The 24,269-nt window shown below is 42.3% G+C and carries 28 protein-coding genes and 1 other annotated feature; of the genes, 25 read left to right on the top strand and 3 right to left on the bottom strand.

What is annotated here, in order from left to right; translation table 11 throughout:
• Positions 1 to 7 precede the first annotated feature (7 nt).
• The 3 genes from DER53_RS00730 to DER53_RS00720 are packed head-to-tail and all read right to left on the bottom strand — an operon-like array spanning position 8 to position 2,850.
• Positions 8 to 1,645 (bottom strand): hypothetical protein, encoded by a 1,638-nt coding sequence (locus tag DER53_RS00730; RefSeq protein WP_062753085.1) that lies wholly within the window; start codon positions 1,643 to 1,645, stop codon positions 8 to 10.
• Positions 1,646 to 1,658: 13 nt separating this feature from the next.
• Entirely contained in the window at positions 1,659 to 2,258 is a 600-nt protein-coding gene (locus DER53_RS00725; protein ID WP_062753084.1) for a PilW family protein, read from the bottom strand.
• Complete coding sequence (locus DER53_RS00720; RefSeq protein WP_062753082.1) at positions 2,242 to 2,850, bottom strand: type IV pilus modification PilV family protein; 609 nt, start codon at positions 2,848 to 2,850, stop codon at positions 2,242 to 2,244. Before DER53_RS00720 ends, DER53_RS00725 begins: the two co-directional genes overlap by 17 nt.
• Before the next feature lie 116 nt (positions 2,851 to 2,966).
• On the opposite strand from DER53_RS00720, the gene DER53_RS00715 reads away from it, so the two are divergent.
• The 25 genes from DER53_RS00715 (at position 2,967) to rpmA (ending at position 24,178) form a co-directional block, all read left to right on the top strand.
• A complete protein-coding gene (locus tag DER53_RS00715) occupies positions 2,967 to 4,400 on the top strand; it encodes a hypothetical protein (protein ID WP_082805405.1) in 1,434 nt (477 codons plus the stop codon).
• A 20-nt stretch (positions 4,401 to 4,420) separates the two neighbouring features.
• Positions 4,421 to 5,245, top strand: a complete 825-nt coding sequence (locus DER53_RS00710; RefSeq protein ID WP_062753078.1) for a PRC-barrel domain-containing protein — start codon at positions 4,421 to 4,423, stop codon at positions 5,243 to 5,245.
• Between the two features lie 20 nt (positions 5,246 to 5,265).
• A complete protein-coding gene (locus tag DER53_RS00705; RefSeq protein WP_062753076.1) occupies positions 5,266 to 6,627 on the top strand; it encodes a VanW family protein in 1,362 nt (453 codons plus the stop codon).
• 8 nt (positions 6,628 to 6,635) lie between these two features.
• The gene (locus DER53_RS00700; protein WP_062753074.1) at positions 6,636 to 8,303 is read left to right on the top strand and encodes a GspE/PulE family protein; all 1,668 of its coding nucleotides are present in this window, start codon (positions 6,636 to 6,638) and stop codon (positions 8,301 to 8,303) included.
• A gap of 12 nt (positions 8,304 to 8,315) precedes the next feature.
• Entirely contained in the window at positions 8,316 to 9,359 is a 1,044-nt protein-coding gene (locus DER53_RS00695; protein WP_062753072.1) for a type IV pilus twitching motility protein PilT, read from the top strand.
• 1 nt (position 9,360) lies between these two features.
• On the top strand, positions 9,361 to 10,572 hold the full coding sequence (locus DER53_RS00690; RefSeq protein WP_062753070.1) for a type II secretion system F family protein: 1,212 nt from the start codon (positions 9,361 to 9,363) through the stop codon (positions 10,570 to 10,572).
• 98 nt (positions 10,573 to 10,670) lie between these two features.
• Complete coding sequence (locus tag DER53_RS00685) at positions 10,671 to 11,150, top strand: type II secretion system protein (protein ID WP_062753068.1); 480 nt, start codon at positions 10,671 to 10,673, stop codon at positions 11,148 to 11,150.
• Between the two features lie 4 nt (positions 11,151 to 11,154).
• On the top strand, positions 11,155 to 11,904 hold the full coding sequence (locus DER53_RS00680; RefSeq protein WP_062753229.1) for a prepilin peptidase: 750 nt from the start codon (positions 11,155 to 11,157) through the stop codon (positions 11,902 to 11,904).
• A gap of 14 nt (positions 11,905 to 11,918) precedes the next feature.
• On the top strand, positions 11,919 to 12,872 hold the full coding sequence (pilM, locus tag DER53_RS00675; protein WP_062753066.1) for a type IV pilus biogenesis protein PilM: 954 nt from the start codon (positions 11,919 to 11,921) through the stop codon (positions 12,870 to 12,872).
• Positions 12,862 to 13,458 (top strand): PilN domain-containing protein, encoded by a 597-nt coding sequence (locus tag DER53_RS00670; RefSeq protein WP_062753065.1) that lies wholly within the window; start codon positions 12,862 to 12,864, stop codon positions 13,456 to 13,458. Before pilM ends, DER53_RS00670 begins: the two co-directional genes overlap by 11 nt.
• The gene (locus tag DER53_RS00665) at positions 13,455 to 14,177 is read left to right on the top strand and encodes a hypothetical protein (RefSeq protein ID WP_062753063.1); all 723 of its coding nucleotides are present in this window, start codon (positions 13,455 to 13,457) and stop codon (positions 14,175 to 14,177) included. Before DER53_RS00670 ends, DER53_RS00665 begins: the two co-directional genes overlap by 4 nt.
• 19 nt (positions 14,178 to 14,196) lie before the next feature.
• Positions 14,197 to 14,655: a type II secretion system protein gene (locus DER53_RS00660; protein ID WP_062753061.1), complete on the top strand. Its 459-nt coding sequence runs from the start codon at positions 14,197 to 14,199 to the stop codon at positions 14,653 to 14,655.
• 110 nt (positions 14,656 to 14,765) lie between these two features.
• Positions 14,766 to 15,704 carry a stage II sporulation protein B gene (locus tag DER53_RS00655; protein WP_221215171.1) on the top strand — a complete coding sequence of 313 codons (939 nt, stop codon included), beginning with the start codon at positions 14,766 to 14,768 and terminating at the stop codon, positions 15,702 to 15,704.
• Between the two features lie 116 nt (positions 15,705 to 15,820).
• Positions 15,821 to 16,381 carry a Maf family protein gene (locus tag DER53_RS00650; protein WP_062753057.1) on the top strand — a complete coding sequence of 187 codons (561 nt, stop codon included), beginning with the start codon at positions 15,821 to 15,823 and terminating at the stop codon, positions 16,379 to 16,381.
• A 47-nt stretch (positions 16,382 to 16,428) separates the two neighbouring features.
• Positions 16,429 to 17,109 carry a RadC family protein gene (radC, locus tag DER53_RS00645; protein WP_015864657.1) on the top strand — a complete coding sequence of 227 codons (681 nt, stop codon included), beginning with the start codon at positions 16,429 to 16,431 and terminating at the stop codon, positions 17,107 to 17,109.
• 161 nt (positions 17,110 to 17,270) lie between these two features.
• Complete coding sequence (locus tag DER53_RS00640) at positions 17,271 to 18,290, top strand: rod shape-determining protein (RefSeq protein ID WP_015864656.1); 1,020 nt, start codon at positions 17,271 to 17,273, stop codon at positions 18,288 to 18,290.
• A 21-nt stretch (positions 18,291 to 18,311) separates the two neighbouring features.
• Positions 18,312 to 19,178: a rod shape-determining protein MreC gene (mreC, locus tag DER53_RS00635; protein ID WP_062677146.1), complete on the top strand. Its 867-nt coding sequence runs from the start codon at positions 18,312 to 18,314 to the stop codon at positions 19,176 to 19,178.
• The gene (mreD, locus tag DER53_RS00630; protein ID WP_062753055.1) at positions 19,175 to 19,693 is read left to right on the top strand and encodes a rod shape-determining protein MreD; all 519 of its coding nucleotides are present in this window, start codon (positions 19,175 to 19,177) and stop codon (positions 19,691 to 19,693) included. Before mreC ends, mreD begins: the two co-directional genes overlap by 4 nt.
• Positions 19,694 to 19,706: 13 nt before the next feature.
• The gene (gene minC / locus DER53_RS00625) at positions 19,707 to 20,423 is read left to right on the top strand and encodes a septum site-determining protein MinC (RefSeq protein WP_015864653.1); all 717 of its coding nucleotides are present in this window, start codon (positions 19,707 to 19,709) and stop codon (positions 20,421 to 20,423) included.
• A gap of 2 nt (positions 20,424 to 20,425) precedes the next feature.
• On the top strand, positions 20,426 to 21,229 hold the full coding sequence (minD, locus tag DER53_RS00620) for a septum site-determining protein MinD (protein WP_015864652.1): 804 nt from the start codon (positions 20,426 to 20,428) through the stop codon (positions 21,227 to 21,229).
• A 101-nt stretch (positions 21,230 to 21,330) separates the two neighbouring features.
• On the top strand, positions 21,331 to 22,092 hold the full coding sequence (locus tag DER53_RS00615; RefSeq protein WP_015864651.1) for a M23 family metallopeptidase: 762 nt from the start codon (positions 21,331 to 21,333) through the stop codon (positions 22,090 to 22,092).
• The gene (locus DER53_RS00610) at positions 22,085 to 22,948 is read left to right on the top strand and encodes a M50 family metallopeptidase (RefSeq protein ID WP_062677148.1); all 864 of its coding nucleotides are present in this window, start codon (positions 22,085 to 22,087) and stop codon (positions 22,946 to 22,948) included. Before DER53_RS00615 ends, DER53_RS00610 begins: the two co-directional genes overlap by 8 nt.
• A gap of 173 nt (positions 22,949 to 23,121) precedes the next feature.
• Positions 23,122 to 23,204, top strand: a sequence feature (ribosomal protein L21 leader region).
• 15 nt (positions 23,205 to 23,219) lie between these two features.
• Complete coding sequence (gene rplU, locus DER53_RS00605) at positions 23,220 to 23,528, top strand: 50S ribosomal protein L21 (protein ID WP_015864649.1); 309 nt, start codon at positions 23,220 to 23,222, stop codon at positions 23,526 to 23,528.
• Between the two features lie 11 nt (positions 23,529 to 23,539).
• The gene (locus tag DER53_RS00600) at positions 23,540 to 23,872 is read left to right on the top strand and encodes a ribosomal-processing cysteine protease Prp (RefSeq protein WP_015864648.1); all 333 of its coding nucleotides are present in this window, start codon (positions 23,540 to 23,542) and stop codon (positions 23,870 to 23,872) included.
• Positions 23,873 to 23,887: 15 nt separating this feature from the next.
• On the top strand, positions 23,888 to 24,178 hold the full coding sequence (gene rpmA / locus DER53_RS00595) for a 50S ribosomal protein L27 (protein ID WP_015864647.1): 291 nt from the start codon (positions 23,888 to 23,890) through the stop codon (positions 24,176 to 24,178).
• The last annotated feature ends 91 nt before the right edge of the window (positions 24,179 to 24,269 follow it).

Genomic DNA, 24,269 nt, shown 5'->3' with positions numbered 1-24,269 from the left:
TTTCTTTTTACTTTACGATTAATTTGTCAACAACAAGAGACAGCTTTTTCACAAACGGCAACCCTTTTCCGCGATTAATAAATACCGATGGGTCATGACGGATCACAAAGCGGGACTCTTCTTTGTGATCGAGCGACGAAGGAGGCGTAAAAATGATGGAGCCGCCTTGTTTTTCCGCTGCACCGCGATAAGCGTTGATGACAAGCCCGGAGACGTCAAAGTCCGGTGCTGTGCTTGACGTGTCGCCGCGCGCGAACAAACCGCCTTGAATATTGATATATGAGCCGACAGCATAGACAGTCGCGTTGCTTTCAGTATAAAAGTATCCTTTTAAGTTCGGCGGTTCCAGAGAAAGATTGTTTTCAAACTCATTGATTCGCGCGATTTCCAACCGCCCCTTGGAAAGGAGCACGACTTCTTTGTCATCCCAGCCGGCTATGTTAGCGTTGTAAATCAACGTGCGCCCAGGGACGTTCGGCGAATCAAGCCGCCCAAAGACGTAAATCGTCGAATCAAGCTCAATATCACCGCTGATTGTCAAATTGCCAAGCACGATGATATTTCCCCGAAATTTTGTTGACTTGTCGACACTATTCCCCAAAAATAAATCGCCATTGACAATCAGCCATTTGTCTTGCCATTTGTCTTGTAAATCAAGCTCTCCTTGATCAAGGAAAAATAACGGAGAATCTTCTGATTGAAGAATAATAGATTGATTCGTTGAATCGATATTTTCTTGTAATGACGAAACACTGTCAAAAACGGCAAAGCGGTCCTGCAGCTCATGGAAAAGTTGGCTTATGCTTTTATCAATATAAGTTTCATATTCTTGGCTGAATGTTTCTATTCCCGCCGCGTTTAACAACTTATCTTTTACGGTCCATTCGAAATCCACATCAATAAATTCCTCTCGTTCTTTTTGAATGGAAGGAGCTTGGGATTGAAAACGAACGTCATTAGAATAGTTCGCCACCAGGCGTTGAAAATAGTTGTCCGCAATGTTGTAACAAGTGCGTGCCCCGTTTTCATGGTCGCAGGAATAATAACTTCCATTGACAAACAATACACTTGTTTTGCTTGTTGTTGGAAATGATGTTTGTTCCATATATTTTTTGGAGTTATCAATGTAATTTGCTACATTTGTAACGTAGGCATTTCCTCCAGCATAGATATTCCCATCAATATACGCCCCGCCGTTTAAAATAACGTCTTTTGTCGACCCGATCGCGTATTTTAGAAAGCTTGGCGTATTCGTCAAAATCACCCGTCTTTCCACCGTTTTGCTGCCGTAGGGTTTCGAAATAAGATAAACGCGGGTAAATAATGTTGCGCGATTGATTTTATAATCGTCCGTTACATCTTTAATGTCCACGCCGTAGCGTTGTTGCAAGTCAGGGATTAATGTATTTAACTGCATATCTAATTTTCCGGGCGTAGATAACTCAAAATCATCTATCCTTGCTTTCATTTCCGCGATTGTTTCTTCGATCGCATTTGTCGCTTCATGAAACGATTCGATATCTTCCACGCGCACTTCCGTAAATCGCGCTTGATAAATCGCAACAGACATAATAGTTAAGCCAAGAAGGAGAAAAATGGTGATAATCAGCATCGTGACTACTAAACTATATCCTTTTTCGTTCATGTGCCCACTTCCTTTAAAAGCCGAATTCGGTCTTTAATGTAAATGGTTTGATATACAGCAAGTCATCCGGATCATCATGGTCGCGGTCTTGGACAGCAAGCTTAATGGTAACGACGCCGCTGCGGCAAATCTTTTCTTCTTCTTGTTGGGAGCAGGTGTAGGAAAACTCTGATTCTTCCGCAACAATTTTTAAACGATCCGAATGCAGCTGTTCGCCATCGACGGCAATCGAGCCATCTTGCAAGACAACGGTAAGCGTCTCAGGAGTTGGTTTTTTCTCTTTTTTGATCATGACGAGAGAAGGGTTAGAAGGATTGATACTTTCATCGCTGACAAATTGGATCTCTTTATCGCTCACAAATGCGATTTGTGCATTTGTCGTTTGGTCCATCGCGATCCCGTCCGGCGCAAACGCGTAAAGTTTATTCATAATGGTGGCGACAATATAATCGGCTTCGCTGCGCAGTTGATTTTCGATATGGATTCGTTTGTATGCGTTAAGTCCGCTGAAGAACACTCCATAGATGGAAGCGAGTATAAGCGAGGAGATTGTAATTGCCGCCAACAGTTCCACAAGCGATAATCCTTTCGTGTTATTAACGTATCGTTTCATTGGCAATCACACCTTCTAGCCATTCCGAATCATCGACACGATCTCCCCAGCGGACAATCACATAAATTTTCAGCAAATAGTCTTGTAATTTTGGATCTGGATTTTTTATCCTCTCTTCGCTAATTTGTTTTTTTAAAGATGCCGGAAATTCTTCCGGAGGAGATTTTTGCAATTTGTCCCACACTTCACTGTCATTATAAGGAATGAGGAACACATGAATGCGTGTTTCATCATACGTAACGTTATTGATGGTCGGCCGAAGAATCGCCTCACAAACTTGTTTGTCGCCAAACAGCGGCAAATTGCAGAATGAAGCATCCATTTGGGCAAACGGTTTGTCCGTATTATGTATTTCGTTGTCAACGTATTGTTTTAATGCTGTAAAATCAAGACGCTCCATATACGCCAATACGCCGCGGGCAATGTTGATGGCGACCGTTTTTCCTTGGTTGTAGGTTGTATATTTCATGGCGTTCGTAAAAAAGGAAAACATTCCTATTGCAACAGCGGACAAAATGGTGATGGACAATAGCACTTCAATTAAGGTAAACCCTTTTGAATGATGGATCACAAAAAATTTCTTTTGCTCCATTTGACATGCCCTTCTTTCAAAATATGTAACTTTATTATACAATATGTTAGAGTCGATATTGCGTTATTTTTAGGAAAATTGTCTTATATAATGGTGCGGGGAAACGGGGTGAAACATTGAAGCACGTTATATTTACCATCATTGCTTTTATCCTTGCCATTCCGATTTTACTTATTCTTCCTGTTGGATTAAGTTGGAGTGGGAAAATCGTAGCACTAATCATTGCTTTGTTGCTTTCACTTCTTGCCTTAGTAGCAAAGTCCTTCTTTCCGATGTGGAAGCTTGCTCTATTATTAGGGTTGCTTATGGCTGCGGTGACATATTTGCTTCATCGCCAATTTGCACATGTTTTTTATGCAGCAAACAAAATGGACGAGGATGAATTCGAAGACCAAGATGAACTTAGCGAAAATACGGACGTGTTGCATGATGAAGAAGCAGTGCGAGTCAATGAAGAAATAGTGCCGCAAAATGTTTCACAAAAAAGCACGGAAGTAGAGCAAGATGAAATCATTACGGTCGATGAGCTTCCATTGGAGATCGCTGCCGATATAGAGCAAATCGAACAAATCGAAACAACGGCAAAACAGGAATTTCCATGGGAAAATGAAAAGAACCCTGAACAAAGCGAAATGGTGGAAATAAGCGAGCTGCCGCCTACTGTGGCCACAGATGAAAAGCAGGACGAGGATATGTCCGAAAGTGATCTCCCATGGGAGACAGTGGAAAATGACAATATAAACGAGACGGACAATTTCAATGAATGGCCGTTGGAAATGGAAATAAATATCGAACGAAATACGGATATGCCGTTTGATGAGTTGCCTCCTACCATAACGCCAGAAATGGAAGAAAATTTGGGTGTTGTGTCCGATGGCACACAAGTGATGGCAGCGCGCGATGGCGAAGAGAATCGATTACATATTTCACCAGAAGATTGGAGCATGCTGACGCAGCCTTCAGCAATGGAAGAGAATGAACAGGCGGCAGAAATAGAACCGGATAGTTTCGAATGGGACGATATTCTTTCCGAGAAAACGGAATCAAAGGAAGCTATTTCTTCACAGGCAAAACAATCATTCTCTTTGGAAAACGAAAAGATGCTGCAGGAAAAATTAGATGGAAAAGCACAAGAGGCGCAAATAGCGGGATGGAATGACAATGAACGGCCACAAGAGAATGAGAGTGATTTGGGCGCTAAAGAGCAAGCCATTTCTACCAAGGAAAACGATGTTAGTCTATTGGAAAGTCTCATTGCTACTAGGCCGGTTCAGTCCGAAATTTTGCAAACCATAGTTACTGAGCTTCAGTTAAACCGCAAGCATATGGATCCATTAGAATATGAACAACGTATTATTCAATGTTTGCAAACCCCGTTACCCGATTATGACTATTACGTGTTTGCGTGTTTGTTAATGGAACATTATTTATTAGAGAAACAATACGGTAAACTTGCATCGTTGCTTGCCGAGCTGAAAGAAAAATTTCGCTCCTATCCAATCATACAAGAGGAAATTCAATTTCTTACACATACATTACAGAAATTATAAAGAACAGGTGTGGTGAAAATATGAAAAATAGTGCACAAATCATCAGTCTTCCAATTATTAGTATTTCTGATGGCACGCAAATAGGAACCGTAAAAACGTTAGTCATTAATCCAGAGAAAGGATCCGTTGATTTTCTCACGGTTGAACAAGAAGATGTTCAGTTAAGCTTAAAAGCGATCCCGTTTAAAAAAGTGGTCGGTATCGGCGAATTTGCCGTAACGGTGGAAAGCTCTCACGATATTATTGATTTATCGGAAATTCCGATTGCCAATCAGCTTGTCAATAAACAAATTCGCATCAAAAACACGAAAGCGATGACGAGAAAAGGACAGCTGCTAGGTGAGGTAACCGAATTTTTTGTCGATGAAGAAACGGGAGAAATTATTGGCATTGAATTGCACGTCGGTGACCGTCAGGCAGTGTTATCATCGGAATTTATATTAACATATGGAAAAGATATTTTAGTTGTCCATGACAATGCGCCATCTTCTTTGCTTGATGAGGCACATTTGCTCGTTTCTGCAAAAGATCAAAAAGACGAGGAAATGGCGGAAAATGTTTCGCGAAATGAACAAACATCGACTGAATTGGCCCATGATGTGCATGATTGGCATGCCAATATCGAAACAATGGTGGAAGAAGCGGAAAACAGAGAAGCGCTTCAAGCGCTGCGCGAAAAGCAAGTGGAGCTTTTGAAGGGCAAACGTGTGACAAAAGATATTTTTGATAAAAACGGGAATAAATTCATTGAAGCTGGTACCATTTTGACAGAAGAACATATTCAAAAAGCACAGGAAGAAGGACCAAGCGTGATCGTCGATATATCGATGAACGTCGAGGCATAAGCAAAAGGGGGAGGTAGGCGGTGAGACAGGTTGCTGCGGTAAAATTGTTTTTCGTTATTGCGATTTGTACGATTTATTTGATCAGCTTTTCGCAAATTGGCGCTTTAGCCTACGAAACGTTTTTTAAAGAGACAGACCGCCTGCCCGAAGGAACGATGGTTGGGCCTATTTCTGTAGCGAATAAAACAAAACTAGAAGCGCTGCAAGCAATCGAAAAAAGAGTGAATGAATGGAAGGCGAATGCGACGATTCCTGTGGCGTATCAAGAAAAAAAAGGAGAGATTCCTGCATCATTGTTTACGTTCCAAATCGAACAAAGCGAAAGGCAAATGGTTGCGGGACGGCCGTCCCCACTTCTTGTTCAATTCGACGTGCAGGCATTTTCCAAAACAATAAAAAAATTGCTTCCCCCTTCGCTCGCATCTTCTATTAATCTCGAAAAATTACAAAATGATGTAACGAATATCGCAGCCAGTTTACAGATACCGTCCCAGCCGGTTGATCTTGCAGCATATGTTTCCCGTTCCAATGAAACGATGCAGCCGGTTAGCACGGCAACACTGAAATTTTGGAAAAGACCAGCACCATTGCTAGAATGGATTTCTGCCAATCCGACCATTGAAATTAAAGGAAAAAGCATTTTTTCGCTTGCTGAATATGTCAAGGAGACGAGCGGGTCGCTTTCTTCTGAAGAGATGAGCATGATTGCTTCAGCGATTTATCAAACGATTTTGCCGACGAATTTTACGGTATTGGAGCGGCATACAAGCCGCGAACTTCCTGATGGAATAACGATTGGCTATGAAGCAAAAGTAGACGGCGGCAATCGTGATTTGCAGTTTTATAATCCGAATACCACTGCTTATACGCTAAAGTTCCGGGTAGAAAAAAACCGTTTGCATGTCACGCTTTTCGGACTGCCATTTGCCTATAAGTATGTGGTGAAAGTTGGAGATATCGAATATTTCAAACCGAGGACGGTTGTTCAATATAGCCCTTTCCTTCGTCCTGGGGAACGTCAATTAAAGCAAAGTGGAAAAAGAGGAATGCTTGTCAAAGTGAAAAGGGAAACGTATGACGAAAACCATCTTGTACATGTGGAAACGATTGCCGAAGACTTTTATCCGCCATCGTACAACATTGAACTTCGTGGATTAGAACTTGGGGACAGCAATTCTGATGCAAATGAAACTCCATCTTCATCAGAACAGTCAACAGAGGATGAAAAACAAACAGATAATGAAAGTAAAAATGATGAGCAACCGAAAGAAAAGCAAGACGAAAATAACGGTCAATCTGAAGAAAAGCAACCCGAAAAAGAAACACCTTCCACAACGAATGACTCTAGCGGCCAGCAAAAAGGCCATGATCACGAAAAGTAGGGATGAAGATGAAGAAAAAACAGGAGCGGAAACGTTTAGGAGATTTGTTAGTGGAAGCTGGTTTAATTACGGAGGCGCAGCTGGAGGAAGCGCTAAAAGAAAAAGCTCCCGGTCAAAAGCTGGGTGATGCGCTCTTGCAACGTGGGTATATTACGGAACAGCAATTAATTGAAGTGCTTGAATTTCAGTTAGGCATCCCGCATGTCAGTTTATATCGCTATCCGATCGATCCAAAGGTGACAAATCTCATTTCAAAAGAATTTGCCAAGCGGCATATGGTGATGCCTTTAAAAATTGAGGGAGAACGCTTGCTTGTGGCAATGGCTGATCCGATGGACTTTTTTGTCATTGATGATTTGCGCCTTTCGACAGGGTTCCATATTGAAACGGCGATTGCCTCGAAAGATGATATTTTGCGCGCCATTAATAAGTATTACGACATTGATGAATCGGTAGAAGATTTTTTGCAAATGGCTCCCGCAACGGAAACGGTCGAAGAGGAACGAATAACAGAAGACGATTCGCCGATTGTCCGGCTTGTTAACCAAATTTTGCAGCTGGCTGTTGAACAGCGGGCAAGCGATATTCATATTGATCCACAGGAAACGAAAGTGCTTGTCCGTTATCGCATCGACGGTATATTGCGGACAGACCGCGCGCTTCCAAAACATATGCAAAGCATGCTGACAGCTAGAATTAAAATTTTAGCGAATATGGATATTACCGAACATCGCATTCCGCAAGATGGAAGAATTAAGATGAATATCGATTTTCATCCGGTGGATTTGCGCGTTTCCACATTGCCGACGGTTTACGGTGAAAAAATTGTGATGCGCGTCCTTGATTTAGGGGCGGCATTAAATGATATTCATAAGCTCGGATTTAATCAATTGAATTTACAGCGGTTTATTGAACTGATTGAGAGACCAACCGGAATTGTGCTGATCACTGGACCGACTGGGGCGGGGAAATCATCGACGCTATATGCGGCGCTAAACCATTTAAACAGCGAAGAAGTAAATATTATTACGATCGAAGACCCGGTCGAATATGAAATTGAAGGCGTCAATCAAATTCAAGTCAATCCAAATGTCGGATTGACGTTTGCGCAAGGATTGCGCTCCATTTTGCGGCAAGATCCAAACATTATTATGGTCGGAGAAATTCGCGACCGTGAAACGGCAGAAGTTGCGATTCGCGCGTCATTAACTGGTCATTTGGTGTTAAGTACTCTTCATACAAACGACGCGCTAAGCACGATCACGCGCTTGATTGATATGGGAATTGAGCCGTTTCTTGTGGCCGCCTCTTTAGCCGGCGTTGTTTCTCAGCGGCTCGTTCGCCGCGTCTGCCGCGATTGTCAAGAAGAGCAGGAGCCGACAAAGAGGGAAATCGAAATTTTTGCCAGCCGCGGCATGAAAATCGATAAGCTCGTTCGCGGCCGCGGCTGCCCAACATGCAATATGACAGGTTATAAAGGACGAATCGCCATTCATGAACTGCTTGTGATGACCGATGAGATGCGCCGCGTGATTTTAAATAAAGAGCCATTTTCGAAATTGCGCGAGCTTGCCATTAAAAACCGAATGATTTTTTTGATTGATGACGGATTATTAAAAGTAAAACAAGGACTAACGACGCTAGAAGAAGTATTGAAAGTGGCGATTTTAAGTTAAAGGTGAGAAAAAATGAAGCAAAGATTGGACGCTCTTTTACGTGCCGCGTTTGAACTAAAAGCTTCTGATGTTCATTTAACGGTCGGGGTGCCGCCGATTTTTCGCATCAATGGCGAATTAAAAAGGTATGGCCAAGACATTTTGCGGCCGGAAGATACGGAAGGAATGGCAAAAGCGATCATTCCGTCTAGTCTATGGCCGCAATTTCAAGAAAAAGGAGAATTGGATTTTTCATACGGGATTCCAGGCGTTTCCCGCTTCCGCATCAATACGTATAAACAGCGGTCATGTGTGTCGCTCGCTATCCGCATTATACCGACAAAAATTCCAACAATTGATGAACTGCGTCTTCCTGAAGTATTAAAACAGATTGCACAAAAACCGCACGGGCTTGTGCTAGTGACAGGTCCGACGGGAAGCGGAAAATCAACGACGCTTGCGGCGATGATCGACTATATGAACAAAACGATGCGGAAACATATTATTACGCTTGAGGATCCTATCGAATATTTGCACAAGCATGGTAGCTGCATTATTGACCAGCGTGAAGTCGGCTTTGACACGAACAATTTTGCCAACGGTTTGCGCGCGGCGCTTCGTCAAGATCCCGATGTTATTTTAGTCGGGGAAATGCGCGATTTGGAAACGATTCATACCGCCATTACGGCGGCGGAAACGGGGCATCTTGTTCTTGGCACATTACATACATCGAGCGCGCCGGCGACAATCGATCGGATTATTGACGTGTTTCCGCCCGCCCAACAATCGCAAATTCGCATTCAGCTCGCGTCCGTTCTTGTCGCGATTATTTCTCAGCGTCTTTTTCCAACACCGCAAAAAACAGGACGGGTCGCTGCCACGGAAATTTTAATTAATAACACGGCAGTCGCCAATTTAATTCGCAATGAAAAAGTCCATCAAATCATTAACGTTATGCAAACAAGCCGCTCCCTTGGCATGCATACGCTGGCGATGAGTATTAAAGAGTTAATGCAAGCCGGGCTGATCCTTCGCGATGCGGCTGAACCTTATCTTGTACAGGAGCGTGGCGGCTAATATGCCTCAGTTTAAATATGAAGGCCGAAATATAAAGGGGAGAAAGCAAACAGGTACGATTGTCAGCGCGTCAAAGCGGGACGCGATCCTAAAATTGCGGCAAAAGGGGATTAAAGTCATCGAAATTGCCGAAGTGCCGCAAACGTTGTTAAACAAAGAAATTACATTTGGAAAAGCGGTAAAGCTGCAAGATTTCGTCATTTATTTGCGCCAGTTCGCAACGCTATTAAAAGCGGGAGTATCGGTCGTGGACTCCACGCGCATTTTAGCGAGCCAAACAGAAAGCAAGGCATTGAAAAACGCGCTGATGGAAGTGGAAGAATCGCTTCGTGCCGGGAACCCGCTCTCTGCTGCCGCGGCGAAGCATCCGCGTATATTTCCGTCGATGTTTGTCAACATGGTAAAAGCGGGAGAAGCGGGCGGAAATATGGATGAAACGTTAGAGAGGCTTGCCGATCACTTTGAAAAGATCCACCGCACAAGACAAAAAATAGTCTCAGCGCTTGCCTATCCAATAGCGGTAGCCATTATTGCCGTTGCGGTCGTCATCTTTTTATTAGTTACTGTTGTCCCGACATTTGTCGCCATGTTTGCTGACTTTCATGCCGAACTGCCGACGATCACCAAGTTCGTGTTGCGCGCGAGCGAAGTGATGCAAACGTATTGGTGGCTCGTTGTCATTGTGTTCATAGCGATATATGTTTTGTTTTTATTCATGAAAAAACAAAAGAAAACAAAATATTACCTTGACTATGCCGCAATGCGCATCCCTATTTTTGGAAAGCTCGTGCAAAAGGCGGCATTAGCGCGCATGACGCGGACGTTAAGTTCGCTGTTTTCCAGCTCTGTTCCGATTTTGCAAGCATTGTCGATTGTAGAAAACGTCGTCGAAAATGAAGTCATTGCCAAAGTAATGAGGCAGGCGCGCGATTCGCTTGAACGAGGACAATCGCTTGCCGAACCGATGAAAAAGCATTGGGCGTTTCCGCCGCTCGTGACGCAAATGATTACGATCGGCGAAGAAACGGGATCACTCGATGCGATGCTTGCGAAAGTCGCCGACTTTTACGAAGCAGAAGTGGACGCGGGAGTCGATCGGCTAAAGTCGCTGATCGAACCAATCATGATCGTGCTTTTAGCAGGAGTCGTCGGGACGATTGTCACATCGATTATCGTACCGATGTACGATATTTTTAACCATATTCAACAATAAAATTACAAGGAATATATTCTCATAGATTCATCAATCGTGGTAAAATAATTAGGAAAAAAGTGTGATAAACACAAAAAAATAGGGAGAGGGGTATTACAATGATAAAACGATTAGTGAAAAACGAACGAGGACTCACGTTGATTGAATTGCTTGCTGTTATCGTCATTTTAGGGATTATTGTAGCGATTGCCATCCCGGCAATTGGCGCCATTATCGACAACTCGAAAAAAGACGCGCATATCGCAAACGCCAAACAAATGGCAAGCGCAGCGAGATTGGCATTATCTTCTGGAGCATTTGATACGACAAAAACTTCATTTACAATGCAAGAATTATATGAAGCTGGATATCTAGAAAAAATCCCAAAATCACCAGGAAATAAAACAACAGCATACGATACCAGTGAAAGTATAGTAACCATTGATAAACAAAAACTTACTAATGATGATAAAAGTGATAAGGGAGGAGAAAGTGTAACTTATAAGGTAACGCTAGTCGGTAATGATACAGGAAAATTTAAATATATCGATAATAAAGATGTTGATAGCTTAACAAGAAAAGATGTAAAACTTGAATAGCAATATGCACGCTATCATAGTATTTTTATACTCCCTCCTCCTCGGCTCGTTTTTTAACGTTGTTGGTCTTCGCGTGCCGGTGGGAGAGTCGATTGTGTTTCCTCGTTCGCATTGCCCGCGCTGCAAGCGGCAGCTTACGGCGCGGGAACTTATTCCTGTTGTGTCATACGTGTGGCAAGGCGGAAAGTGCCGGGGATGCGGGGAGCGAATTTCTTTGCTTTATCCGTTTGTTGAGCTGTCGACAGCGATTCTTTTTACGATTTCGCCGCTTTTGGTGGGATGGTCAAAAGAATTGATCGTATGCTGGACGCTCATTTCGTTATTGATGATTATCTTTGTTTCCGATATTCGCTACATGATTATTCCCGATAAAGTGCTGCTTGTATTTGCGGCGATATTTCTTTTAGAGAGGCTGTTTATTCCGTTCATACCATGGCGGGATGCGCTTGTTGGCGCGGCGGCTGGCTTTTTGCTGCTTTTCCTCATTGCCGTCATCAGCAAAGGCGGCATGGGCGGCGGCGATATTAAATTGTTTGCGCTGCTTGGATTTGTGCTTGGATGGAAAACGGTGTTGCTTGCGTTCTTTTTTTCCACGTTTTATGGAACCGTAATTGGGCTTATTGGCATGGCGCTTGGCAAAGTCCGGCGCCGGGAGCCGATGCCGTTCGGTCCGGCGATCGTTCTTGGGTCATTAACGGCCTATTTTTTTGGACAAGACATCGTCGAATGGTATAAGCAAATGATTTTCTTTTGATATGAGGGGAAAACATGAATATGTTTACGCTGTTTCAGCCAAGGCATAAAGTCGCGAATCTAGTAATAAAAGACCATGTCATTCGATATGTAGAGACAAAGCCAAACGATCCATTATCCGTTCATAAATGGGGAGAGCACCATCTTCCAAAAGGAATTATTCATGACGGAAAAATCATCGATCGCGAGACATTAGAAATGATTTTAGAAGAATGTGTTGATGAATGGAAATTAGAAAAACGCCGCATTCGTTTCATTGTGCCAGATCCCTTCGTTATTATTCGTCGAATTCCGCTTCCTGCTGATTTGGAAGAAGATGAAATTCGCAGTTATTTGTTTATGGAATTAGGAACAACGATTCCGTTGCCGTTTGATAATCCGGTGTTTGACTACATTGTTTTGGAAAAGACGCAGGAAGCGACCGCTGTTTTGTTATTCGCTGCTCCAGAAGATTCGGTGTTAAGTTATGCGCAGCTTTTAGAAGATGTAAAACTTCGCCCGATAGCTGCTGATGTTTCTCCACTATGCGCATATCGTCTTTTTTATATGGCCGATCAAGTGAAGAAAGACGATCATATTTTGCTTATTCAGTTTGATCAATCTTCTGTCAATGTTAGCGCATTTGATGAACATAAACCTGTTTTTATGCGCCATCTTTTGCTGGAGCAGTATGAAGAAATAAATATGGAGAAAGATCAACAGCTCGTTGATCCGTTTGAAGATATATATAAAGAAATGGAACGGATGATGAGCTTCTATTCCTTTTCCATCCATCAAGGAAAACAGCAAATTACCCGTGTATTTCTAATGGGGGATCATCCGCGTTTGTCCCATATTTATCAAGCGCTGCAAGAACGGCTGGACGTTCCTGTAGAACAGCTTTCGGCTGCGATGGCAAGTGCAGTGGATGCGCGCTATCATCTCGCATGGGGACTTGGATTAAAAGAGGGAAATGACGATGATCGTTGAGATAAATTTACTGCCAAAAAAAGAACCGAAAAATGTTGTCTTTCTTTTTATCACAGTGATCATAACTGCGATTGTCTTGATTGCCGCGGCTGTTTTTTATGTTCTTATCGACAGAGCGGAGACGCAAATCGACTCACTAGAAAAAGAGCTGAAACAGACGCAGGCGCTTCAAGCGATCGAACAGCAGAAGCTTGCGGATATGCAATCTGTAAAAGAAATAGAAGAATTAGATAAAACAGTGCAATGGGCGAAAGATTACCCGCTTAAAATGGTGCCTCTTTTGCGCAACATGACGAAATTGCTCCCAGAACGCGGATTTATCATGAACTTTTCCTATGCTGAGGATGGAACGGTAACGGTTTCGGTGCAATTTGATACAAGCGAGCAAGCGGCCTATTATTTAAAACGGCTGTCGGACGCAAAATTTATTGCCGATGTGCAACTGAAAAGTCTTACTGCGGTGAATGCAAACGAAAAAAGCGATGAACAAGGGACAACCGAAGAACAAGTAGTACCGCGTTATCTCGCGCAATATGAAATGCATATTCGTAAACAAGCGCTAGAAGAAAAGGAGAAACAATCATGACCGTACGTTTCTCAAAACGACAGCTTTTCGTTTTTGTTCTTTTGCTTATTGTTCTTGGCGCCGCGTTTTCAGGCCTTTATTTTTATATGCTTTATCCGCGTTACCAACAAATTGAAGAGTTAAACAATACGGTGGCAAGTGAGAAAAAAATATTGGCTGCTACAAAAGCAGAGATTGCCAAACAAAAGTCCAGTTTGCCGGAAAGTGTCGTGGAGCTTCAAAAAAAGATACCGGTCAAGCCGCTTACAGAACAGCTATTACTTGATCTGGAAAAAGCAGAAGTAGTTTCGGACAGCACGATTTCTAGCATGACTTTTAATGAAGAGGAGAATGCAACAGGAGAGCAGCAAAAAACGGATGCATCATCAAAGACAGAACAATCTTCTTCTAGGCTGCCGGACGGATTAAAAAAAGTGACGGTGCAATTGACGGTGCAATCCCCGTCATACTATCAGCTTGAGCGTTTTTTACAGACGCTTGAAAATCTTAACCGCATTGTGTCGATTGAATCGCTGTCTTTTACTGGAAATCCGGAATTGACATCGGTAGATACAGAAGTGAATCCGTTAACCTATTCGGTAACGGTCAGCGCATTTTATTATCCGAAATTAGCAAAATTGCAAAATATGCTGCCGCAAATAGACGTTCCCCCTCCGAGCAAAAAGCGGAATCCACTAACAGAAATCATTCCTGAGGGGCAACCGTCATCGCAGCAGTAATGGATGGCGGAGTGGTCATATGTTGCTGCGTTCAAAACGTGGAATGACACTAATCGAACTGTTGGCTGTGATTGTCATTTTGGGAATTGTATCTTCTATTGTTGTTATTGCTGTGCTTCATATCATTGAAAAGTCAAAAGAGAGAGCGTTTGTTTCTGATGCCTATACACTTTACGAAGCGGCACGACTTTATGTCGGGGCAGAAAAAGTGGAATTTTTGCCATCGCGCTCTTCCGTAATAACATACAAACAGCTTGTTGAAGAAGGAATGCTTCATCCGATTCAAGACCCGTTTACCGGAAATGTGCTGTCATTGGAAACGAATCCATCTTATGTACTCGTAAAAAAAGACGAAGATGGATCGCTCCATTATTCTATTTGTTTAAAAGGAGAAACGAAACAGCTGTGCACTTATTCGGAGCAATCGCCGGAAGTTCCTGTCGAAGCATTGTCTGTTCAGCAAATACGTGACCGATAATAGCAAAATTTGCCGAAATTATCCGAGAACAAGACGACAAATGTCTTGTTCTTTTTTTCTTTGTTTATGATAAGATAGGCGAGAAATGAAAGAATAAGGATGGTGACATAATGGACAAGCATGGGCAAGAAATTACGGTGAAAATTAACGGAAAAGAGCAGCCGTTTACTACGGATAAGCCGAAACATATAGAGAGTGTTTTGGAAAAAGAAAAGGAGGCGGAGTCAGGGGCATTTGTTTCTTTCCAACCACAAAAGAAAAAGAAACGTAAACAGCGCTCGCCAATTACTGGCGCGTTCAACGCACGGGTTAAATCTGCTATTTTTTCAATCGCGATGGCGATCATTATTGGAACATGTTTTGGATTCATCGTATTAAATGTGATTCCAAAGCAAAAAACTCATTCACCGCAAACGATGGAAACGGCGCTGCCGATTCCGATAGAGTCCAAAACTTCGACAAATCCAGCCACGAAATCTGCTAATGAGACTGCTATTTCTCCATTTACGGTCAGCGTGATTCAAGCAGGAGTATTTACGGATCGAGAAGCAGCGGCTGCCTATGCCAAAAAACTCCAATCTTCCTCCATTCCTGTTGTAGCTGTTGGAGAAAAACCAGTTGCTTTGTTTATTGGTGTTGCAAATGATAAACAACAATTGCAAGCGGTAAATGAATTGTATAAACAGAAGGCACAAAGTACATACGTAAAATCGCTATCGTTTGTAAATAACAGCGACCAACGCAAGCCAGTAATAAAAGCAGGCGAAACGTTATACGCGCAAATGGCTGCTATTTCCGCTATTTTGTTGGGAAAAGGAGATGTAAACACAGATGATTGGAAAAAGCTAGAGAATGATTATCAACAATTTATATCCAAAACGGTTCCTAACGACGATCATATAAAGCAATACGTTTCTCACATGAAAAAAGCATATTATTCATTAACTGTTTATAAAACAAGTAAACAAGAGGCGATGCTGCAGAAAACGCAACAAGAATTGTTAAAAGCGTTAAAATCGTATATTGCCATTTTCCCATTGCGAAGCTAGCGGGCTTCTTTTTTTTTCGCGTTTTTTTCGACTTTGAGAAATTGTGTTGAATCGCAAAATTTGGTACGATACATGTGTATCTTCCGATTTGAAACGAATGCAAAAGGGTGATATGGATGAAACAGTTGATTTTAGCCTCAAGTTCCCCTCGTCGAAAACAGCTGCTTGAATTAGCTAACCTCCGCTTTCAAATCCTCGCTAGCCACATTGATGAACAAATTCATGAAACCAAGTCCCCGGAACAAGCCGTACAGCTGCTTGCCTATCGTAAAGCAAAAGCTGTTGCCGATCACTATCCTCATTCGTACGTCATCGGGGCGGATACGGTCGTCGTTTATCAAGATAACATTTTAGGAAAGCCGAAAACAGAAGAAGAAGCAGCGGCCATGCTGCGCATGTTGTCAGGCAATGAACACCATGTACTAACAGGAGTAGCCATTCTTTCCCCAAACGGTCAATTATTGTTTGTGGAAAAGACAAAGGTGTTTTTTTGGGATTTAACAGAAGAAGAAATTTTCGATTACATTGCGACAGGAGAACCGATGGACAAAGCGGGAGCGTACGGTATTCAGGGACGCGCTGCTTTATTTGTCAAACGTATTGAGGGAGATTATTTTAACGTTGTCGGGCTGCCGTTGTCACGGACAGTGCGTGAGCTGAAGCGCCTTGGCTGGTAACTTTTTTCGGTTGATAAAAAGAAAAAAAGGAGTGAATATAAAATACGATGACGTTTATGATTCGCGATGTGCCAAAGGATGCCCGCCCACGTGAACGGCTTCTTTCTTCTGGTCCGGAAAGTTTGGCTGATCACGAGCTGCTTGCCATTTTGCTTCGGACAGGAACAAAGGAAGAATCGGTATTGCAGCTTGCTCATCGCTTGCTTAAGCATTTTGAAGGACTTCGGCTGTTAAAAGATGCTACGATTGAAGAAATAACAAGCATTAAAGGAATTGGGACAACGAAGGCGGTTCAAATTTTGGCGGCAATCGAGCTCGGCAGACGAATTAGCCGCCTTAGTTACAATGGGAGATATGTGATTCGTTCCCCAGAAGACGGAGCAAAATATGTCATGGAAGATATGCGTTTTTTGTCCCAAGAACATTTTGTCGCTATTTATTTAAATACAAAAAATCAAGTGATTCATCGAAAAACAATATTTATTGGCAGTTTAAACGCCTCTATCGTTCATCCGCGTGAAGTGTTTAAAGAAGCGATTAAGCGATCTGCTGCCTCGATTATTTGTGTGCATAATCATCCCTCCGGCGATCCAACTCCAAGTCGAGAAGATATTGATGTGACGAAACGCCTTGCCGAATGCGGTCGGATTATTGGGATTGAATTGTTAGACCACCTCATTATTGGTGATCAAAAATTCGTTAGTCTGAAAGAAAAAGGATATGTGTAGTAGTTCTCATTTTTTGTCGAATAAGTTATAATAACAACTATGAGTTTTTATCATGTTTTGGGCGGTGTCGTACAAAACATTGAAACAACAACATGGGTAAATTCGACAAATTTAGCGGATCGTTATAAAAGCATTTCGTTTCAGAAAGGAAGATATAGAGTATGTTTGGATTTGGGACAAGAGACCTTGGCATCGATTTAGGAACAGCAAATACGCTCGTGTATGTAAAAGGAAAAGGAATTGTTGTTAGAGAACCATCTGTTGTTGCGTTGCAAAAAGATACGAAACAAATTGTCGCTGTCGGTAATGAAGCGAAAAATATGATTGGTCGGACTCCTGGAAATGTCGTCGCACTTCGTCCGATGAAAGACGGGGTGATCGCTGACTACGAGACAACGGCGACGATGATGAAATATTACATTAAACAAGCGACAAATAAAGGATTTTTTGCAGGAAAACCGTACGTGATGGTATGTGTACCGTATGGGATTACCGCTGTAGAAGAGCGCGCTGTCATCGATGCGACGCGTCAGGCGGGAGCTCGTGATGCCTATACGATTGAAGAGCCGTTTGCTGCAGCGATCGGTGCAAACCTTCCAGTATGGGAACCGACGGGAAGCATGGTCGTTGACATCGGCGGTGGTACGACAGAAGTTGCGGTTATTTCTCTCGGCGGCATCGTCACGAGCCAATCGATTCGCATCGCTGGTGACGAGATGGATGAGGCAATTATTCACTATATCCGCAAAACGTATAATTTAATGATTGGCGAACGGACAGCGGAGGCGATTAAAGTCGAAATCGGCTCGGCAGGGGATGCAGAAGGAATTGGAAAAATGGAAATCCGTGGCCGTGACTTATTGACAGGACTTCCGAAGACCATTGAAATTAGCGCAGAGGAAATTGCAGAAGCATTGCACGATACGGTTTATGCGATTGTTGATTCCGTAAAAAATACGTTAGAAAAGACACCGCCGGAATTAGCTGCCGATATTATGGATCGCGGCATCGTGCTTACAGGCGGAGGCGCATTATTGCGCAATCTCGATAAAGTCATCAGCAAAGAAACGGATATGCCTGTTATTGTTGCCGAAAATCCGCTTGATTGTGTAGCAATTGGAACAGGAAAAGCGTTAGATCATATCGATTTATTTAAAAACAAAGCGAGAAGCCATCGCTGACGGTAAGAGGGTGTCAACATCATGCCACAGTTCTTTTTAAACAAACGGCTCATTTTATTGCTTGTCAGTATTATTATCCTCGTGGCATTGATTGGTTTTTCCTTAAAAGATCGCAATGAACTGACATGGTCTGAGCAGTTTTTAAAAGATACAACCGGTTTTGTCCAGCTAATTTTCCATAAGCCCGCACAACTCGTTGCGGGCTTCTTTGAGAATGTGAATGATATAAGGAATACATATAAAGAAAACAAGCTGTTAAAAGAACGCCTCGAGGAATATGTATCCTTAGAAGCGCAAGTGCAAACATTGAAAAAAGAAAATGAAAGGCTTCGTGCTCTTTTAAATAAAAAAGAAAGCTTGCGTGATTTTGTTCCAATTCAGGCGACTGTTATTGGAAGAAACCCAGACCGTTGGCAAGAAACGGTCATCGTCAATAAAGGCCAGCAGCACGGTGTAAAGAAAGATATGGCGGTGATTACACCAGAAGGGCTAGTAGGAAAAGTGCAGCATGCCGCCCAATTTACTTCCACGATTCAATTGTTGAGTGCATCGGATCAAAAAAATCGAATTTCTGCATATGTACAAGGAAAGGAAAATGTCTTTGGATTAATCGAAGGATATGATGAAAAACGAAGAGCGTTGTTGTTAAAAGAAATTCCTTTTGATGCAAAAATCAAGAAAAAACAAAAAGTGTTAACATCCGGCCTTGGCGGAATTTTCCCAAAAGGCCTTGTCATTGGCGAAGTGATGGAAGTAGTGCCAGATCAATACGGGTTGACAAAAATGGTTTACGTGAAACCAGCAGCTAATTTTTATGACATTGATGACGTGATTATTGTAAAAAGAAAAATTGATGAGACATTTGAGGAGAGGGAGGAAGCAAAATGAAAAAATGGGCGCTTCCTTTCCTTGCCGTTTTATGTTTTGTTAGTGAAAGCATTTTTGTTGATTTGTGGCCAAAGAACGAGCTGTATATGCATTATTTTTTTGTACCGCGCTTTTTTCTTGTTTTTCTTGTTTTTACCACTATTTATATAGGAAAAACGCGTGCGATGGTTTACGGGTTTATTTTTGGCGTGCTTTATGATTGTGTATATACGGAATTGCTTGGGGTTTATGCATTTGCATTTACTTTAATCGCTTACATAGTATCGAAAGCGATGAAAGTGTTTTATCAACATTGGTTAATCGCTTGTTTTCTTAGTCTTCTTTCTATCACCATTCTTGAATTATATGTATATGGAATTCAACTGCTCATTGGAAGAACCGATATGCCTTTTGAAGCATTTTGTTCTGAAAGATTATGGCCAACGTTGTTGTTAAATGCCGTGTTTCTTATTTTACTTTCATACCCATTGAAACAATGGTTAGTAAAAATCAAACGTTTTGAGCGGGAAGAGTAAAAAAGGAAAATGAATGTTTTTTGTAGAATTATTCGTTGAGGTGAACGTTGTGACGAAACCAAAACAATATATAACGATTAAAGGGACGAAAGATGGACTAACGTTGCATCTCGATGACACGTGTTCCTATGATGATCTATTAAAAGAACTGGAAGAAAAACTAACGGTAAGCGAAAAGGCAGAATCGGACGGTCCGCTCGTTTCTGTTCATCTCAAAGTTGGAAATCGTTATTTAACTCCGGAACAAGAAGAAGAATTGCGCACATTAATTCGCCGCAAAAAAAATTTGGTCGTCGAATCGATTGAAAGCAATGTGATAACGAAGAAAGAAGCGCTAGAGTGGAAACGGAAAACGGAAATTGTGTCAGTTTCAAAAATTGTTCGTTCGGGTCAAGTGTTGCACGTAGAAGGAGATCTTTTATTAATTGGCGACGTCAATCCAGGAGGAACCGTTATTGCTGGCGGAAATATTTTTATTCTCGGAGCATTGCGGGGAATTGCTCATGCCGGATATTACGGAAATAAAGAAGCGGTCATCGCCGCATCCATTATGAAGCCAACACAACTGCGAATCAGCGATGTGATGAATCGGGCGCCCGATTACAAAACGGATGAGCGGAATGAAATGGAATGCGCATATATCGATGATCATAATCAAATTGTTGTGGATCGCTTGCAGCTGCTTATGCATTTGAGGCCGAACTTGACGCGGTTAGAAGGGAGAGTGTAACAGTGGGAGAAGCTATCGTCATTACATCAGGCAAGGGTGGCGTCGGAAAAACGACAACAACTGCAAACGTTGGAACAGCGCTGGCCATACTTGGAAAGCGAGTTTGTCTTGTGGATACAGATATCGGGTTGCGTAACCTCGATGTTGTAATGGGGTTAGAAAACCGCATTATTTATGACCTGGTTGACGTTGTGGAAGGCCGTTGCACCGTGCAAAAAGCGTTAGTAAAAGATAAACGATTTGATGATCATCTCTATTTATTGCCTGCCGCGCAAACAAGCGATAAATCCGCGGTCACTCCAGAGCAGATGAAACAGTTGGTGGATGAGTTAAAGCAAGACTATGATTATGTGTTAATCGATTGCCCGGCAGGTATTGAGCGAGGTTATAGAAATGCCGTGGCGGGAGCGGATGAAGCAATTGTTGTAACAACGCCGGAAGTATCGGCAGTGCGTGATGCTGACCGGATTATTGGTTTACTAGAAAACGAGGAACATATAAAGCCACCAAGGCTTATCATTAACCGCATTCGCAGCCATATGGTAAAAAACGGAGACATGCTTGATGTCGATGAAATCGTCATGCACTTATCCATTGATTTATTAGGAATTATTGCCGATGATGAAAACGTCATCAAAGCTTCCAATAAAGGGGAGCCAATCGTTCTTGATCCGAACAGCAAAGCATCGATTGCGTATCGCAATATTGCGCGAAGAATTCTCGGAGAGTCCATCCCGCTGCAGCCGCTGGAAGATGAGCAAAAAGGAATTTTCTCGAAAATTAAAAAATTATTTGGCGTACGTTAATCCCTGCTGATCAAAATAGCAGGGATTTTTTATTTATCATATCTTCCAAGGTTGTCTAATAAACTAGTACAAACTATGTTTGGAAGGGATGGTGAGGAATAATGAATCGACGCGCTCAAGAAATCCGTAAGCGAATTGAAAAACGGAGAAAAGAAAGGCAGCATTTTGGGACATCACATCAGGAATTGTGGGCGATCACAGATGAAGAACGATACGGTCAGCCAGTAGTGACGTATGATCGCTATCCATTTGATGAAGAGAAACATCCAATCTTTAACAAAGAAACATTTATTTTGAAAATGCTTCTTTCCGCCTGTCTTGTTTTAGTAACAGCCATTTTATTTAAAAATCCATCTGATTCGTTAGAACCAGCCCGTCAGTTTGTGAAAAATACGATGGAGAAAGAATTTCAATTTGCTGCCGTTTCAAAATGGTATGAAAAGCAGTTCGGCGAGCCGCTTGCGCTAATTCCTACAGAAAAACAAACAAAAACAATGCCAAAACAATATGCCGTTCCTGCATCAGGACGAGTTCTGGAAAGTTTTAAGAAAAACGGTCAAGGGGTTATGGTAGAGACAGCTAGCAATGCGAAAGTGGAAGCGGTGAATGAAGGAATCGTTATATTTGCTGGCACCAAGGAGAAGCTTGGGAAAACCGTAATCATTCAACATGCAGATGGAAGCGAGTCATGGTATGGCAACTTAGGTACGATTGCCGTAAAACTGTACGATTTTGTAGAAACGGGCAAGGAAGTCGGAACAGCGATGACGAACAGCCATGATCAAACAAAGGCGGTATTTTATTTTGCCATTAAACAAGGAGATCATTTTATTGATCCGATTCAGGTGATTTCCTTTGAGTAAGTATGTCGCATTGTTTACAAAAATTCATATACATCCGCTATTATGGCTGTTTGGTGGTATTGCGGTGATCACCGCGCATTTTAAGCAATTGTTTCTTTTATTTCTTATCGTGTTGATTCATGAGCTTGGACACGCTGTTGCTGCTGCTTTTTTTTCATGGCGCATCAAACAAATTTTACTGCTTCCGTTTGGGGGGGTAGCCGAAGTAGAGGAACACGGAAATCGTCCGTTTCATGAAGAACTTATTGTAACGCTAGCTGGACCAGTGCAACACCTTTGGCTGATGGGTATTGCGTTTTTTTTATGGAAAGCGGGTGTTATGACGGACGAAGGATGGAGTTTATTTGCTCATTACAATGTCGCGCTTCTTTTTATTAATCTACTGCCTATTTGGCCGTTGGATGGGGGAAAGCTGCTATTCCTTGCATTGACCCGCTACTTTCCTTTTAGTGAAGCGCATAAAAAAATGATCATTCTGTCATTTGTAGCACTTATGTTGTTTTTCAGCAGTGTTCTATTGTTGCAGCCGCAGCAATTTGATTTGTGGATCATGATGATATTTCTCTTTATTTCGTTATGGAAAGAGTGGAGACATCGCCATTATGTGATGATGCGGTTTTTACTCGAGCGCTATTACGGAAAACGAGGAAGCTATGCGAAATTACGGACTATTCATGTTTCTGAGGAAGAGACGATTATTCAAGTGCTGCAAAACTTTTACCGTGGCCAGAAACATTCTATTGTTGTTACAAAGCGCAATCATGAGCGAGTAACATTAGATGAAAATGAGTTGCTTCATGTATTTTTTTCTGAAAAACAATCAAACGAGAAACTGGGAAATCTTGTTTATATATGAATGAATTTGATGAACCTCTCCCACCTCCATTCCTTTAGAGGTGGGAGATTTCATGGGAAAAATGTTAAATGTATTGACAGTTCTAGTTGTATTATGGTACTATTTCACGTGTTGTAGACAATTTTGTACCGTTCGCGAAAACGGACAAAAGACGGTGCAACGTATTTTTAGCACCCGTACTACAACCGCTCAGCGCGGGTTTATAAAGCGTTCGGCATCCCGAACCGCCTTGTCGCTGGCGAGTCTGAGTCTATATAGGGAGGTGCAATTCATGTACGCAATTATCGAAACTGGCGGTAAACAAATTAAAGTAGAAGAAGGACAAGAAATCTACATCGAAAAAATCGACGCCCAAGAAGGCGAAACGGTAACGTTTGACAAAGTATTATTCGTAGGCGGCGAAACAGTAAAAATCGGCAACCCTACAGTAGAAGGGGCAACGGTAACGGCGAAAGTACAAAAACACGGCCGTCAAAAGAAAATTATCGTTTTCAAATATAAGGCGAAAAAGAACTATCGTCGCAAACAAGGCCACCGTCAGCCTTACACAAAAGTAGTAATTGAAAAAATTAATGCATAAAGGCATTTGGGATGATTAAAGTAGAAATTGAGCGCACAAAGGAAGGCAAAATTCGCGCATTTACGATAAAAGGACATGCGAATTTTGCAAACCATGGGCAAGATATCGTTTGTGCTGGAGCATCTGCAGTGTCGTTTGGCGCGGTCAATTCGATCATCGCGTTAACGAACGTTCAACCGCATATTACACAAGGAGAAAATGGCGGCTATCTCCGCTGCGAGCTTCCTGTTATTGAAAATGAAGCAACGGCAGAGAAAGTTCAGCTCCTCCTTGAAGCGATGCTCGTTTCTTTACAAACGATAGAACGTGATTACGGAGAATATATTCGCGTTATTCAACGATAGCGGGAGGTGACATAGATGCTAAGACTAGATCTCCAATTTTTCGCATCGAAAAAAGGGGTAGGTTCGACAAAAAACGGACGTGACTCCATCGCGAAACGCCTTGGCGCAAAACGCGCTGACGGCCAATTCGTCACTGGCGGTTCGATTCTTTACCGTCAACGCGGTACGAAAATCCATCCAGGATTGAACGTTGGCCGCGGCGGCGATGATACGCTTTATGCGAAAATTGACGGCATCGTTCGTTTCGAACGTCTCGGCCGTGACCGCAAAAGAGTAAGCGTATATCCTGTTAGCAAAGAAGCATAAGCAAATGAGAAGGAAACTCTAACCTTGTCTTGGTTAGAGTTTTCTTTTTGTTTTTTCAGAAAAGCGTGAAAAAGCATTCACGTTTCTTGTA

This window comes from Parageobacillus toebii NBRC 107807, from assembly GCF_003688615.2.
Classification (GTDB): Bacteria; Bacillota; Bacilli; order Bacillales; family Anoxybacillaceae; genus Parageobacillus_B; species Parageobacillus_B toebii.
The sequence above is the reverse complement of the archived record's forward strand: the minus strand, read 5'-3'. Positions and strand labels throughout refer to the sequence as shown.

Excerpts from the sequence above, each read along its gene's own strand:
- DER53_RS00725 (WP_062753084.1), bottom strand. The coding sequence starts at position 2,258 with ATGAAACGATACGTTAATAACACGAAAGGATTATCGCTTGTGGAACTG.
- DER53_RS00670 (WP_062753065.1), top strand. The coding sequence starts at position 12,862 with ATGATCGTTGAGATAAATTTACTGCCAAAAAAAGAACCGAAAAATGTT.
- DER53_RS00680 (WP_062753229.1), top strand. The coding sequence starts at position 11,155 with ATGCACGCTATCATAGTATTTTTATACTCCCTCCTCCTCGGCTCGTTT.
- rpmA (WP_015864647.1), top strand. The coding sequence starts at position 23,888 with ATGCTAAGACTAGATCTCCAATTTTTCGCATCGAAAAAAGGGGTAGGT.
- mreC (WP_062677146.1), top strand. The coding sequence starts at position 18,312 with ATGCCACAGTTCTTTTTAAACAAACGGCTCATTTTATTGCTTGTCAGT.
- DER53_RS00720 (WP_062753082.1), bottom strand. The coding sequence starts at position 2,850 with ATGGAGCAAAAGAAATTTTTTGTGATCCATCATTCAAAAGGGTTTACC.
- DER53_RS00600 (WP_015864648.1), top strand. The coding sequence starts at position 23,540 with ATGATTAAAGTAGAAATTGAGCGCACAAAGGAAGGCAAAATTCGCGCA.
- pilM (WP_062753066.1), top strand. The coding sequence starts at position 11,919 with ATGAATATGTTTACGCTGTTTCAGCCAAGGCATAAAGTCGCGAATCTA.
- DER53_RS00710 (WP_062753078.1), top strand. The coding sequence starts at position 4,421 with ATGAAAAATAGTGCACAAATCATCAGTCTTCCAATTATTAGTATTTCT.
- DER53_RS00690 (WP_062753070.1), top strand. The coding sequence starts at position 9,361 with ATGCCTCAGTTTAAATATGAAGGCCGAAATATAAAGGGGAGAAAGCAA.
- DER53_RS00655 (WP_221215171.1), top strand. The coding sequence starts at position 14,766 with ATGGACAAGCATGGGCAAGAAATTACGGTGAAAATTAACGGAAAAGAG.
- DER53_RS00650 (WP_062753057.1), top strand. The coding sequence starts at position 15,821 with ATGAAACAGTTGATTTTAGCCTCAAGTTCCCCTCGTCGAAAACAGCTG.
- radC (WP_015864657.1), top strand. The coding sequence starts at position 16,429 with ATGACGTTTATGATTCGCGATGTGCCAAAGGATGCCCGCCCACGTGAA.
- mreD (WP_062753055.1), top strand. The coding sequence starts at position 19,175 with ATGAAAAAATGGGCGCTTCCTTTCCTTGCCGTTTTATGTTTTGTTAGT.
- minC (WP_015864653.1), top strand. The coding sequence starts at position 19,707 with ATGTTTTTTGTAGAATTATTCGTTGAGGTGAACGTTGTGACGAAACCA.
- DER53_RS00615 (WP_015864651.1), top strand. The coding sequence starts at position 21,331 with ATGAATCGACGCGCTCAAGAAATCCGTAAGCGAATTGAAAAACGGAGA.
- DER53_RS00695 (WP_062753072.1), top strand. The coding sequence starts at position 8,316 with ATGAAGCAAAGATTGGACGCTCTTTTACGTGCCGCGTTTGAACTAAAA.
- DER53_RS00730 (WP_062753085.1), bottom strand. The coding sequence starts at position 1,645 with ATGAACGAAAAAGGATATAGTTTAGTAGTCACGATGCTGATTATCACC.
- DER53_RS00665 (WP_062753063.1), top strand. The coding sequence starts at position 13,455 with ATGACCGTACGTTTCTCAAAACGACAGCTTTTCGTTTTTGTTCTTTTG.
- rplU (WP_015864649.1), top strand. The coding sequence starts at position 23,220 with ATGTACGCAATTATCGAAACTGGCGGTAAACAAATTAAAGTAGAAGAA.
- DER53_RS00700 (WP_062753074.1), top strand. The coding sequence starts at position 6,636 with ATGAAGAAAAAACAGGAGCGGAAACGTTTAGGAGATTTGTTAGTGGAA.
- DER53_RS00640 (WP_015864656.1), top strand. The coding sequence starts at position 17,271 with ATGTTTGGATTTGGGACAAGAGACCTTGGCATCGATTTAGGAACAGCA.
- DER53_RS00660 (WP_062753061.1), top strand. The coding sequence starts at position 14,197 with ATGTTGCTGCGTTCAAAACGTGGAATGACACTAATCGAACTGTTGGCT.
- DER53_RS00685 (WP_062753068.1), top strand. The coding sequence starts at position 10,671 with ATGATAAAACGATTAGTGAAAAACGAACGAGGACTCACGTTGATTGAA.